Here is a 13347-nt window from a genome sequence, read left to right as displayed (position 1 = left end):
ATATATTCAACTCAAAATGAATATTCCTAGAATTTTATTGACCATCTAGGAAAACCTTACACTAACACATGTCAAACAATGATAACTGGTTTTCATCAGGTAATTCTGATAAAACACCATTTTCTGTCATAAAATCAATTAAAGTCTTGGATACTTTTCCACGTTTAGAAAGATCTTCTTTGGACAAGAAAGGTTTATCCTCTCGTGCAGCCACAATTTGCTTAGCCACATTTAAACCTAACCCAGGTACGGCATTAAACGGCGCTAACAAAGCATTGCCATCAATTAGCCACTGAGAAGCGTCAGATTTGTTAACATCTACCATTTTGAATGTATATCCGCGTTCAATCATTTCATTTGCTAATTCCAAAACAGTCAAAAGATTCTTTTCTTTGGTAGATGCATCCATACCTTTATCATTAATTTCTTTCATCGCATTTTTAACAGCGTCTTTTCCGTGTGACATGGCTACTAAATCAAAATCATCAGCCCGAACACTAAAGTAGGCACTGTAATATAAAATTGGAAAGTAAACTTTAAAATAAGCAATCCGTAACGCCATTAAAACATAAGCGGATGCATGTGCTCGCGGAAACATATACTTAATCTTGCCACAAGAATCAATATACCAGTCAGGTACATTTGATTTCTTCATTTTCTCTTCATCACCATCAGGAATTCCACGGCCATGACGAACACTCTCCATAATCTGGAAGGAGGTCTGTGAATCCATCCCGTAATGAATCAAATCGGTCATGATATTATCACGACACCCAATCACATCTTTCAGAGTTGCCGTTCCTGCCTTGATCAACTCCTCGGCATTACCTAACCACACGTCAGTTCCATGAGAGAGTCCCGAAATTTGTAACAATTCGGCATAGGTTGTTGGATGTGTTTCTTCCAACATTCCTCGAACAAAACGAGTACCGAATTCAGGAACGCCAAAAGTACCTGTTTTGGACTGAATTTGTTCTGGCGTAACGCCTAAAATTTCTGGACCAGAAAATAATTTCATGACCCCCGGATCATCGGTTGGAATAGTTTTAGGATCGATTCCTGATAAATCTTGTAAAGCACGAATCATGGTTGGATCATCATGACCCAAAATATCCATTTTTAAAATATTGTCATGAATGGAATGAAAATCAAAATGAGTTGTTTCCCAAGCTGCCGTCTGGTCATCAGCTGGATATTGAATTGGTGTGAAATCATAAATATCCATATAGTCTGGCACAATTAAAATTCCGGCAGGATGTTGTCCAGTGGTTCGTTTAACACCAGTGGCCCCCTTCGCCAAACGATCAATTTCTGCATTACGAAAAGACTTACCAGAATCTCTTTCGTACGCCTTAACATACCCATAAGCAGTTTTGTCCGCCACAGTACCGATAGTTCCCGCACGGAAAACATTTTTCTTACCGAACAAAACCTGCATATAGTTATGGGCAATTGGCTGATAATCTCCCGAAAAGTTCAAATCAATATCTGGAACCTTATCTCCTTTAAATCCCAGAAATGTTTCGAAGGGAATATCTTGTCCATCGCCGATGAGTGGTGTTCCACATTTCGGACAGTTTTTATCAGGTAAATCAAAGCCAGAACCATATTCACCCTTTGTGAAAAACTCAGTATACTGACAATTTGGACACCGATAATGTGGAGCTAATGGATTAACTTCTGTAATTCCAGACATCGTTGCCACCAAACTAGAACCAACAGACCCTCGTGAACCAACTAAATAACCATCCTTATTACTTTTGTGTACAAGACGTTGTGCAATCAAATAAATCACAGAGAATCCATTACCAATGATACTTTTCAGTTCTTTATCCAAACGTTCTTTTACAATTTGTGGTAATGGATCGCCATAAAGTTCATGGGCTTTATCCATTGTCAGTTGTTCGATTCTATTTTCGGCTCCGGGCATTTTCGGTGTATATAATTTATCTTTGACTGGTTTTATTTCAGCAACTTGAGCAACAATTTTAGCAGGATTAGTTACAACAATTTCTTCTGCTTTCTTCTTACCTAAGAAGTCAAACTCTTCAAGCATTTCATCGGTTGTTCGAAAATGAACATCTGGTAATACAGACCGATTCAGTGGATTAGCACCACCCTGAGAATTAATTAAAATCTTTCGATAAATATAATCTTCAGGATTTAAATAATGAACATCACCAGTAGCAACAACTGGTTTTTTAAGTTCTTCACCAAGAGACACAATGTTTGATAGAATTTCTTCTAAATGCCGATTATCCTGAATCAGTCCCTGCTCAATTTCAGGTTGATAAACTGGTTTGGCCATGACTTCTAAATAATCGTAAAATTTTGCCTTTTGTTTAGCCTCTTCCTTACCCTTTTGCATCATTGCCGTGAAAACTTCACCACTACTGCAGGCCGATCCTACAATAAGACCATCCCTTAGTCGCGATAATTCTGATTTAGGAATTCTTGGAACCCGATAATAATACTTTACATTTGATAAAGATACTAGTCGAAACAAATTTTTTAGACCTGCCTGAGTTGTCGCAAGCAGCACAGCATGTGAAGGACGGGCATGTTTATAGGCACCATTCTCTGTCATATGATCATTCAACTGACTATGATATTTGATGTGATAGCGGTCTTCGGCGTCTTTTAAAAATAAATGACAAAGGTGCCCTGTTGACTCAGCATCATAAATGGCACGATGATGATGTTCCAAACTAACACCAAACTTTTTTGCCAAAGTGTTTAGTCGATAGCTTTTAAGTGTTGGGTACAAAAAGCGGGCCAAGGTCAGCGTATCAATAATTGGATTTGTTACGGGTGGCATATTGTAACGAGCATAACCGGTATTCATGAATCCAATATCAAACGTAACGTTGTGACCAACAATTATTGCGTCTCCATAGAATTCTCTAAACAGACTAAAAACTTCTTGTTCAGATTTTGAACCTCGCACCATTTCATTTGTAATACTTGTCAGATTAGTTGTTAACTCAGATAACGGAAATCCAGGATCAATAAATTCTTCAAATTGGTCAATTACATTTCCATCCTGCATTTTAACAGCCGATAGTTCAATCACTTTATCATAAATAGCTGATAAACCCGTTGTTTCCACATCAAACACAACATAGGTTGTCCCTTTTAACGGAATCTTCTTATCATTGTAACCAATGGGAACCCCATCATCTACCAGGTTAGCTTCAACGCCGTATAAAATTTTGACACCATTTTTCTTACCTGCCGCATAAGCTTCCGGGAAGGCTTGTAATCCAGCATGATCTGTAACAGCTATTGCTTTTTGGCCCCATTTAGCGGCTTGTTTCACATAATTAGTAATATTGTCCGTGGCATCCATTTGACTCATATTAGTGTGTAAATGAAGTTCCACGCGTTTCTTACCTTCTGGAGCCTTATCTTGACGACTAGCATGACTAACTTCCATTACATCATAAGCATTAAGTGTTAGGTCACGCATGAAGGTATCCTCTTGAACAGTTCCACGCACTTTTACCCAAAGGCCCTTTTGAATGGCAGAAAATAGTTGTTCTTCGCCTTCATTTTTTGAAAATTTCTTAACCGTAATTGATGATGTATAATCCGTAATTTTAAAGATTAAAAGTTGTCGTTTCGAACGCAGGGTTCGTACTTCAGCATCGAAGATATAGCCTTCAACAACAACTGAACGTTCTTCTTGAGTGATGTCCTCTAAACGAGTAACGGGTTCATCCGGATTAATCTGTTTACCAATTCTTACTGGTCCGCCATCAGGGACACCACTTGCTTGTTTTTTCTGGCGTTTCTCATCTTGCTTAAGAATTGCCTGAGATGCCTTTTGAGCTAATTCTGCATCACTTTTTGCTTTTTTTGCCTTGAGTTCCTCAATCATGCTTTGCGAATCAGACTCATCCACAATTGTATGAATCGAGAAGGCAGGAAATCCATACTGCTGATAAGTACTTTCAATTGGGCCAAGCGCTGTAGTTGTTAAGAAATTTTGAACAACTTCATTTTGAGCCGCAAATAAAACTCGACCATCATTCAAACTGGGCAAATTATGTCCACATAATTCTTGAGTGAGTGGAGATGAAATATGACTATTTTTCACGATCCATTCCCAATAATTATCAATTAAATGAATATTCAGTTCAGGACTTTCAGTTGTGATATTAAATACAACTGTCGCAATCGACTTAAAGGCAATTTGGAGATGATTATTAAATTGTTGAAAAACTGTAAATGGTAAACAATTCTGAAATTGGAAAGAGAATTCCCATACCTTTGATTTTTGATGAACAATGACCTTTTTTATTTCAGCATTTTCAAAACTTGATTCGTCTTGATTTGGATAATCAATTTGTTCGAGAAGTTTTTTAAACTGTTCATTAGAATTTAAACTCAAAACACAATTCCTTCCCCTTTAAAAATTAATATTCATGAAGATAACGACAAATTGATATGAAAACAAAATCACCATCAATTTGCCGTTATTCTTAGCTATCTGTTAAAAATCTCGTTTAGTTTTCACCCTTTAGAAGAATGTCAACAGAATTTTTTAATTCTTCAATTTTGACTTCCAACGTTTCACCGGTTTTACGTAATTTCACTTCAACGATTCCTTCTGATGATTTTTTACCGACTGTAATTCTTACTGGAATACCAATTAAATCAGAATCAGCGAATTTCACTCCAGCACGTTCTTTACGATCATCAACCAAAACCTCGTAGCCAGCTTCAGTCATCGTTTTTTCAATTTCATTGGCTAAAGCCATTTGTTCATCGTTTTTGGCATTAACTGGTACCACGTGTACATCAAATGGGGCAATATTTTTTGGCCAAACAAGACCATTGTCGTCCGCCTTTTGTTCCGCAATTGCAGACAATAAACGACTTACACCAATTCCGTAACAACCCATAATTACAGATTTAGAACGTCCATTTTCATCTAACACTGTTGCACCTAATGCATCCGAATACCGTGTTCCAAGTTTGAAGATATGACCAATTTCAATTCCCTTCGTAAACTGTAATTTGCCTTTACCATCAGGAGCCAGTTCACCCTCATGAACTGTTCGAAAATCGCCAAAATGACTAACAGTTAAATCGCGATCGATATTCACATTTTTATAATGAAATCCGTTCTCATTAGCGCCAACTACGGAGTTAACCATGTTTTTAACATAGAAATCAGCCAAAATTGTCACATCTTTAGCATTTACGTTCACTGGTCCTAAAGAGCCAAAATCCGCATTTAAGTATTCTTCAGCCTGGTCATCATTGGCAGCAACTAATTCATCAGCCTTCAAAAAGTTTTTAACCTTAACCTCGTTTACCTGGTCGTTTCCTCGAGTTAAGACTAACACTGGTTTCCCATCAGCAATATATAATAACGTCTTAATTAACTTATTAGTACTGATATTTAAGAACTCAGCAACCGCATCAATAGTTTTAGCATCTGGTGTTGCAATTTTTTCTAATTCCAATGGTTTTTCATCTGTTGGCTTATCATCAACATACTTGCTACTTGCCATTTCTAAGTTGGCTGCATAATCGCTTTCTTCTGAATAAGCAATTGTATCTTCGCCAACTGGAGCAATCGCAGAAAATTCTTTTGAATCGTTGCCACCCATTGCTCCAGCATCGCCAACAATTTCACGGTAATTTAAGCCACAAGCATCAAAAATATTTTGATAGGCTTTTTCCATATCACGGAAGGTTTTGTCTAAACTCTTTGTTTCAGCATGGAAAGAATAGGCATCCTTCATTAAAAATTCACGTCCACGAAGTAAACCATAACGGGGACGATCTTCGTCCCGATACTTCATCTGAATTTGGTAAAGTGTGAGCGGTAATTTTTTATATGATTTAATTTCATCACGGATTAAAGTTGTAAAGGTCTCTTCATGGGTTGGGCCAAGAATAAAGTCACGATCATGGCGATTCTTAAATTTATATAATTCAAGACCATAAGTTTCTAGCCGTCCTGATTTTTCCCATAATTCTGCAGGTAATACAGCTGGAACTAACATTTCAACTGCATCAATTTTCTCCATTTCAGTTCGAATAATTTTTTTGATCTTTTCAATTGTTCGGAATGCTAACGGTAAATACGCATACATACCTGCCGATACCTGGCGAATATAGCCAGCACGAAGCATCATTTGATGACTTTTTGCTTCGGCATCATTTGGAACTTCCTTTAAAGTTGGAATCAAAATTTTTGACTGTTTCATAGTTTCCTCCGTAGTAATTATTATTTAAAAAAATACCGTTGAATATCATTCCAAGTAACCAAAATCATTAACAGCATTAACAAACCAAAGCCAATCAACGTAATGATACCTTCCGTTTCTGGCTTTAAAGGTTTTCGTCTAATGCCTTCAATAAAGTTAAGCAGAATTTTTCCACCATCAAGCGCTGGAATTGGAATCAAATTAACAATTCCAAGATTTAATGATAAATAGGCTAACATGGTCAGCACAGAAATGAATCCCATTTTGGCAGCTTCTGAGGTTTGAGCATAAATGGCCACTGGTCCACCAAAATCATTAACACTAATTCCATGCGTAACCATATGTCCAAGAAGGGTGAAAATCATTGTGGTTAGTTTCCAGGTTTCAGTAAACCCATACATAATTCTAGCCCCTAAATTACGAGTCATTGAACTTTCGATTCCAATTTGTCCTACTTGACCTTCATTACCCTTAACTGACTTGGGAGTTAAATTGTAAGTTGCTTTCTTTCCATGCCGTTTTACCGTAATTTTTGTCTTTTGTTTGGGACGACTAGAAATTGTATTCTGTAAATCTGACCAGGACTTTGTAGTCTGACCAGCAACCGAAACAATGCGATCATTTGTTTTTAAACCAGCTTTTGCTGCCACTGAATCAGAAATAACTGTAATCTGATTAGAATTAGTTGGCACTGCCCCTTGTAAAATGCCCACAAGTACAAAGACAATGATGGCCAAAATAAAATTATTCATTGGCCCAGCAAAATTAGTTAAAATTCGTTGCCATAATTTAGCAGATTGGAATTGCACATCTTTGGGTGCAATTCTAACCTTAGTTCCATCGCTTTCAATGATAGAGGCATCGTGATCTACTTCAAAACGTTTCAGACTTTCTTCATCACCGTTTTCATAGCCTTCTATCCAAAGCTCATTTTCTAAGTCACTTTTAGTAACTTCAAGCGGGATGCCATTTAATAAAGTTGTATCGTGACTTGTATTGATCGTTGCAATTTTTCCATTTTTACCGGTAATCAAACTCACTGGCATGCCGGGTTTCAATTCTTCATCTGAATCTTCTAATCCGGCCATTCGCACATAACCACCAACCGGTAAGATTCTTAACGTATAGGTAGTTGCATTTTTAGAATAAGAATAGATCTTAGGTCCCATCCCAATTGAAAACTCACGAACTAAGATTCCCGATTTTTTTGCAAAATAGAAGTGACCAAATTCATGAACAATCACTAAAATGCCAAATACAATAATGAATGTAATAATCGTCTGTATCAATGGTAAACCTCACTTAATTAGATTAATCCAAATAGATGTACAAGCGGTAAAACCAGTAACATGCTGTCAAACCGATCTAAAATACCGCCATGTCCCGGGAGAATATTACCAGAATCTTTTACTGAAAAATAGCGTTTCAATGCTGACTCTACTAAATCACCAAACTGACCCGTAACAGAAAAGATTAATGTTAATAAGATCATTAAAAAGAAATTGTATTGAGTAGGATAAAAGCTTAAGAAAATAGTTCCTATAATTGTGGCAACAACTGTACCACCAATTGAGCCCTCCCAGGTTTTATTGGGACTGATGTGTGGTGCCAGTTTGTGTTTGCCTAATCTTTTACCAATCATGTAAGCACCGCTATCAGTTGACCAGATCACAAAGAGAATATATAACAACATTGACAAGCCAACACTTCTAGCAGCAATAAAGTAATTAAAACCAAAGCCAATATACATCATAGCCAAAGTAACGGCGCCAGCGTCATTAAAAGAAAAGCGATTTCGACTGATAACTGTTCTAATTAGCAATGCGAGGACACACAAGAAGAAAATGAACACGCGGTCAATTTGAGGAGGTAACCATCCAAACCAGCTCAATGGTGCGATTAAAGAAAAAACACCGATATCTGCAATAATTGCTTCAGGAGAAACCAAGAGCAACTTTTTCATCATCAAAACTTCGTTGACAGCAACCAAACCAAGTGCAATTCCAGCGATATCAATTAACCAACCACCATAAACAATAACTGGAATAAAAATAATCAAAGCAATAACTGCTGTTGTAACACGTTGTTTCATATTATAAACTCCCTTATTTTAAACCGCCAAATCGGCGATTTCTTTGTTGATATTGATAAATACAATCCTTTAATGTCGTGTCAGAAAAGTCCGGCCATAACTGATCAGAAAACACTAATTCACTATAGGCAATCTGCCAAAGAAGAAAATTGGAAATTCGTTCTTCACCACTTGTGCGAATCAACAAATCAGGATCAGAAAATGGTTTTAAATCAGCTGTCATTAGGGAAGAATTAACTGTTTCTTCACTGATTTCATCTGGTTTTAAATCGTTTTGACTAACTTTCTCAGCAATTTTTTGAACGGCCGTCACAATCTCTGCACGACCACCATAGTTTAAAGCAAAGTTTAATATCATGCCAGTACATTTGGCAGTATCTGCAATTGCCTTTTTTACTGCTTTTTGTGTAAAATCTGGCAATTGATCGATATAACCCATTACTTTCACTTTTACGTTAGCCTTGATTAAATCAGGTACAAATGTATCAAAAAAGTCCCCCGGTAAATGCATTAAAAAGCTAACTTCTCCGGACGGACGCTTCCAATTTTCAGTTGAGAAAGCATACAATGTTAGTACTTTCACACCCAAATTGCTAGCGCTAATCGTTATTTTTTTTACAGTGTTCATTCCTTCACGATGACCAGCAATCCTTGGCAAGTGCCGTTTCTGGGCCCATCTACCATTACCATCCATAATGATTGCAATGTGTTTAGGAATATTATCATTCAGAATTTGAGTAGTATCTATAGTATTTTTATCTTCTTTATTACTTTTAGAAAACACTTTATCACTCCATCTCATATTCATGCATAACATCTATTTTAGCAGAATTCTTTCAAAGTTAACATTTTTGAGAGAAAAAAGTATGTGTCAAGTTTTAGTAGGTAGTGCTTCTAATTAGATTTTATTTATGTTTTTAACTACTTTTTGTTTCGTTCCGGCGTTGATGCGGGGTCGTGTGGGTCGCTTACGAGCTAACTTCTTGCCCTTCAGGCCAGAAGTGGATCTCTCCAGTCTCCCAATGTCTCTAAGCGATAAATCGCTAAGTGACATCGACACACTCTTTCACCAACGCCTCCACTCCACCTGTTATTCAAATCCTATAAAATAGCCTTCACCAAATTACCCATAGCACTGCTAGTTGCTGCGTCTAATGAAATACTGCCGTGCCTAATTCCTTGATGTTGTGTAAAAGGCTGTTTAAGAAAATAACTAGCGGCCACTTTAACTGGCATGATGCTTATTGGCAAGGTATTGGTCATCTTTATCATTGCTGTTTCTAATTGCCCGTTAATTTCACTGGTAATCACCGCAATCATCGCCTTCAATCCAGCTTTACTCCAAGAGCGACCTTGATGTTTTAACCGATAGGTAAAGCGTCGATGATTACTTTCACAGCCACCTAAACACACGGTTTCGGTAGCTAAGCTTCGCTTGTTGGCTGGCTTTAAATAATTCCAGTTACGTTTCAAGTAACTCCGTAAAAGTTGAATTGCTTCCAGACTATCTGCATCATTGGCTTGAAACTCACACGTATCAAGGACAATTTGAACTTGATCATTATCCCAATTATGCACACCCTGAAATAGTTTACTTTGCAGAATCTTAGGCATCTTGCTTAATCGACTACGAATTTTTCGGTTCAAGTGATAACGATCTAAAAAGTGCTCATGTTTTTTGGCCCCAACCGCTAATTCATCAAAGCAGGATGGTTCATAGCCACTCCCATTATCGCTACCGGTAATCATTATAGTTGCTCGTAAATCATAATTCTGATCGAGATAATCTTGTACTTGATTAAAAACCGCTTGCCGGTTTAATCCCGTAAATACATGCCGGTTTAACGTCTGACGTCGTCGGCCATTTTGGCTAATACCTTCCGTTAGTTGCAGTCGATGAATAAGGACATTTTTATGGTGTTGCTTAGCCTTTAAGGCCACACAAAAGGCATCGCCTTCCAAATACAGATAAGGAACTTGTCGTTTCTTTTCGATGTTCACTAATGTAGTCTCTTCACGTTGTTTTTCACATTGTTCACCTGCTGATTGATAAAGTTGATCCACCTTTTGATGACTGATGGAAAGTGGGGTCAAAAGGTTAACAGCCAAGGCTGTTGTCCGTAAAACACTATGTGAAGCTAGCTTAGCGACCTTTTCAACCATCAAAGGTGAAAACCTACTTCGTGGAATTAACTGTAAGTACCGGTCTAAAGGATAGACATAGGTTTTGTCATTTAATCTAACCAAACGACGTCTAAAAGTAACTGTTCCGCACATAAAATTTAACGTTCGTTGTCGTTTGCCAATAATTTCTCGATATTCTGTTTCTCCAATTAAAAGATCATCTAAATCCTCTAATGCTTGGCCTAAAGCCGTGGCAATCAATGCCTGGCAACGAATCATTAAATCCTGTTCCGCATTAAATAAACTATTACTTTCCTTTAAAACTGTCATGATTTCTGTTAAAATCTGAGACATGAAGACCGTTACCTCCTAATTTTTGGCTGCTATACCTAATTAGAAGATTAACGGTCTTCTCGTGTTTTGAAAAGGCTTTTTTTCACTTTCCTACTAAAACTTTACACTAACGAGAAAAAATTAGGAGTTCTTCAATTTAATTTTTCTAATTTAAATAAGAAAAAACACAAACAGCACTGATAAATGGTCAGGCTCTCTGTGTTAACCGTCTGTTTGAGCAGGTTTACTCAGACAAAACTTCTTTTTCTTTATTGGCTACGATACTGTCAACTGCCTTAATTGCAGTATCAGTAACTTTTTGTGTTTGTGATTCCAAATCATGCAATTGATCTTCGGTATAAGTGTTATCCTTTTCGCCCTTTTTCAAATCATCCATGGCATCCCGGCGAACATTACGAACAGCAACTTTTGCACGTTCACCTTCAGCCTTAACGTCTTTAGCTAATTCCTTACGACGATCTTCAGTTAATTGTGGAATAACTAATCGAATTGCACTACCATCATTTGATGGATTAATACCAAGATCAGACATTAAGATTGCCTGTTCCAAATTCTTTAAAGCCGATTTATCATAAGGTGTAACCATAATAACGCGCGCCTCTGGAATACTAATTGAAGCCATTTGATTAACCGGCGTTGGTGTTCCGTAGTAATCCACTTTAATTCGATCTAGCAAACTAGCATTAGCACGGCCTGCCCTGATATTTCCGAGTTCACGTTCTAAAGCTTGTTCAGCCTTCACCATTTTATCTTGTGCTTTTTTTATAATTTCATTTTCTGTCATATTATTTTCCCCTTACTGTAGTTCCAATATTCTGACCTTCAATAACTTTTTTAATGTTTCCAGCTTGATTTAAATTAAAAACAACTAACGGAATATTATTTTCCATAGATAGAGAACTAGCCGTTGTATCCATCACATCAAGGCCCTTATCAATAATATCCATGTGTGTTAATTCTTCATACTTAACTGCTGAAGAATCTTTATTTGGATCCGCAGAGTAAATACCATCAACACCATTTTTAGCCATTAGGATTGCATCGGCGTTAATTTCGGCACCTCGTAAAGCAGCGGTGGTGTCAGTTGAGAAATAGGGACTTCCAGTACCAGCGGCAAAGATCACAATGCGATTCTTTTCTAAATGACGAACTGCCTTGCGACGAATATAAGGTTCAGCAATTTGACGCATCTCAATTGCCGTTTGAACACGAGTTGGAACACCCAATGATTCCAAGCTATCTTGCAACGCTAAAGCATTCATTACAGTTGCCAGCATACCGATATAGTCAGCCTGAACACGTTCCATGCCCATTTGTTCACCAGTTTCGCCACGCCACATGTTACCGCCACCGCAAACAATTGCGATTTGAACACCCATATCATGAACATCCTTTAATTCTTGAGCGACTGTTTTAATAACAGGTGGATTAATGCCCGATCCTTTGTCACCCGCAAGTGCCTCGCCACTAAGTTTCATGATTACTCGTTTATATTTAACTTCTGTCATGGTGTTTCCTCCTCGTTTTCTTCCGTTTTAGTTTATCATAAAACCAACCTAAAGAGCCATCTATTCGCTAATTTAGTGATCAGATAATTTCAGGACAATAAAAAAAGTGATTTGCTTTCACAAAACACTCTCAAGGTTTTTGAATAATCGTCGTTTACCGACTTACTTACCCATTTCTTTTTTAACTTCTTCAGCAAAGTTAGCAGATTTCTTTTCGATACCTTCGCCAACTTCATAACGAATAAATGATTTAACTTTTCCGCCCTTTGAAGCAACATATTTAGCAACAGTCTGATCAGGATCTTTTACAAAATCTTGATCATCCAAGCTAATTTCTGCCAAGAACTTATTAAGGCGACCTTCAACCATCTTATCAATGATCTTAGCTGGTTTGCCCTCTTCTTCGGCTTCCTTTGTTAATACTTCGCGTTCATGATCCAAAACTTCTGCAGGGACTTGATCACGATTAACATACTTTGGATTGATGGCAGCAACATGCATTGCAATGTCCTTTGCAGTGTCATCATCAGCACCATCTAAAACAACTAATGTAGCAATTTTACCACCCATGTGTAAATAGGCACCAAAATGTTCATTTTCAGATTTCTTAATTACATCAAAACGACGTAAAGTAATTTTTTCACCAGTTACTTGAGTCGTTTCGATAATATCATCTTTGATAGTACCTTTGCTAGTTTCGAGTTTTAAGGCATCTTCAACAGATGCAGGTGCACTCAATGCAAGTTGTGCTGTAACAGCTTTTACTAAATCAATGAACTGATCATTAGAGGCAACAAAATCAGTTTCCGAGTTTACTTCAGCAATAGCAGCTTGGTCGTTATGAATTTCAACGTCAGCCAAGCCTTCAGCTGCGATACGATCACTCTTCTTTTCGGCCTTAGCAATTCCCTTTTCGCGAAGAAAATCGATTGCTTTGTCCATATCACCGTCAGTTGCGACTAACGCTTTTTTAGCGTCCATCATCCCAACACCGATTTTGTCACGTAATTCTTTAACTTGTGATGCAGAAATACTTGCCATAATT

General features: G+C 37.4%; 9 protein-coding genes. All 9 read right to left on the bottom strand.

What is annotated here, in order from left to right:
• Positions 1-61 precede the first annotated feature (61 nt).
• The 9 genes from AB3219_RS08240 to tsf all read right to left on the bottom strand — a co-directional run bounded on the left by AB3219_RS08240 (position 62) and on the right by tsf (position 13343).
• Positions 62-4393, bottom strand: coding sequence for a PolC-type DNA polymerase III (locus AB3219_RS08240; protein WP_260365430.1), 4332 nt, complete (start codon positions 4391-4393; stop codon positions 62-64).
• A 115-nt stretch (positions 4394-4508) separates the two neighbouring features.
• Complete coding sequence (locus AB3219_RS08235; protein ID WP_216754097.1) at positions 4509-6224, bottom strand: proline--tRNA ligase; 1716 nt, start codon at positions 6222-6224, stop codon at positions 4509-4511.
• A gap of 20 nt (positions 6225-6244) precedes the next feature.
• Positions 6245-7513: an RIP metalloprotease RseP gene (gene rseP / locus AB3219_RS08230; protein ID WP_367369397.1), complete on the bottom strand. Its 1269-nt coding sequence runs from the start codon at positions 7511-7513 to the stop codon at positions 6245-6247.
• Between the two features lie 17 nt (positions 7514-7530).
• The gene (locus AB3219_RS08225) at positions 7531-8316 is read right to left on the bottom strand and encodes a phosphatidate cytidylyltransferase (protein WP_057806161.1); all 786 of its coding nucleotides are present in this window, start codon (positions 8314-8316) and stop codon (positions 7531-7533) included.
• A 13-nt stretch (positions 8317-8329) separates the two neighbouring features.
• Positions 8330-9118: an isoprenyl transferase gene (locus tag AB3219_RS08220; protein WP_216754106.1), complete on the bottom strand. Its 789-nt coding sequence runs from the start codon at positions 9116-9118 to the stop codon at positions 8330-8332.
• Between the two features lie 299 nt (positions 9119-9417).
• Positions 9418-10794: an ISLre2 family transposase gene (locus AB3219_RS08215; protein ID WP_367369396.1), complete on the bottom strand. Its 1377-nt coding sequence runs from the start codon at positions 10792-10794 to the stop codon at positions 9418-9420.
• Positions 10795-11017: 223 nt separating this feature from the next.
• Positions 11018-11578, bottom strand: a complete 561-nt coding sequence (gene frr / locus AB3219_RS08210) for a ribosome recycling factor (RefSeq protein WP_216754099.1) — start codon at positions 11576-11578, stop codon at positions 11018-11020.
• A gap of 1 nt (position 11579) precedes the next feature.
• Positions 11580-12302: a UMP kinase gene (gene pyrH / locus AB3219_RS08205; RefSeq protein WP_216754100.1), complete on the bottom strand. Its 723-nt coding sequence runs from the start codon at positions 12300-12302 to the stop codon at positions 11580-11582.
• Positions 12303-12464: 162 nt separating this feature from the next.
• On the bottom strand, positions 12465-13343 hold the full coding sequence (gene tsf, locus AB3219_RS08200; protein WP_216754101.1) for a translation elongation factor Ts: 879 nt from the start codon (positions 13341-13343) through the stop codon (positions 12465-12467).
• Positions 13344-13347: the final 4 nt, after the last annotated feature.

Origin of the sequence: Pediococcus ethanolidurans, assembly GCF_964062635.1 — a bacterium.
GTDB classification, from domain to species: domain Bacteria; phylum Bacillota; class Bacilli; order Lactobacillales; family Lactobacillaceae; genus Pediococcus; species Pediococcus ethanolidurans.
This window is presented reverse-complemented; position numbering and strand designations above follow the sequence as displayed.

What these genes read in the sequence shown, in the direction of transcription:
- AB3219_RS08235 (WP_216754097.1), bottom strand. Translation starts at nt 6,224, where the DNA reads ATGAAACAGTCAAAAATTTTGATTCCAACTTTAAAGGAAGTTCCAAAT.
- AB3219_RS08225 (WP_057806161.1), bottom strand. Translation starts at nt 8,316, where the DNA reads ATGAAACAACGTGTTACAACAGCAGTTATTGCTTTGATTATTTTTATT.
- AB3219_RS08220 (WP_216754106.1), bottom strand. Translation starts at nt 9,118, where the DNA reads ATGAGATGGAGTGATAAAGTGTTTTCTAAAAGTAATAAAGAAGATAAA.
- AB3219_RS08215 (WP_367369396.1), bottom strand. Translation starts at nt 10,794, where the DNA reads ATGTCTCAGATTTTAACAGAAATCATGACAGTTTTAAAGGAAAGTAAT.
- frr (WP_216754099.1), bottom strand. Translation starts at nt 11,578, where the DNA reads ATGACAGAAAATGAAATTATAAAAAAAGCACAAGATAAAATGGTGAAG.
- pyrH (WP_216754100.1), bottom strand. Translation starts at nt 12,302, where the DNA reads ATGACAGAAGTTAAATATAAACGAGTAATCATGAAACTTAGTGGCGAG.
- tsf (WP_216754101.1), bottom strand. Translation starts at nt 13,343, where the DNA reads ATGGCAAGTATTTCTGCATCACAAGTTAAAGAATTACGTGACAAAATC.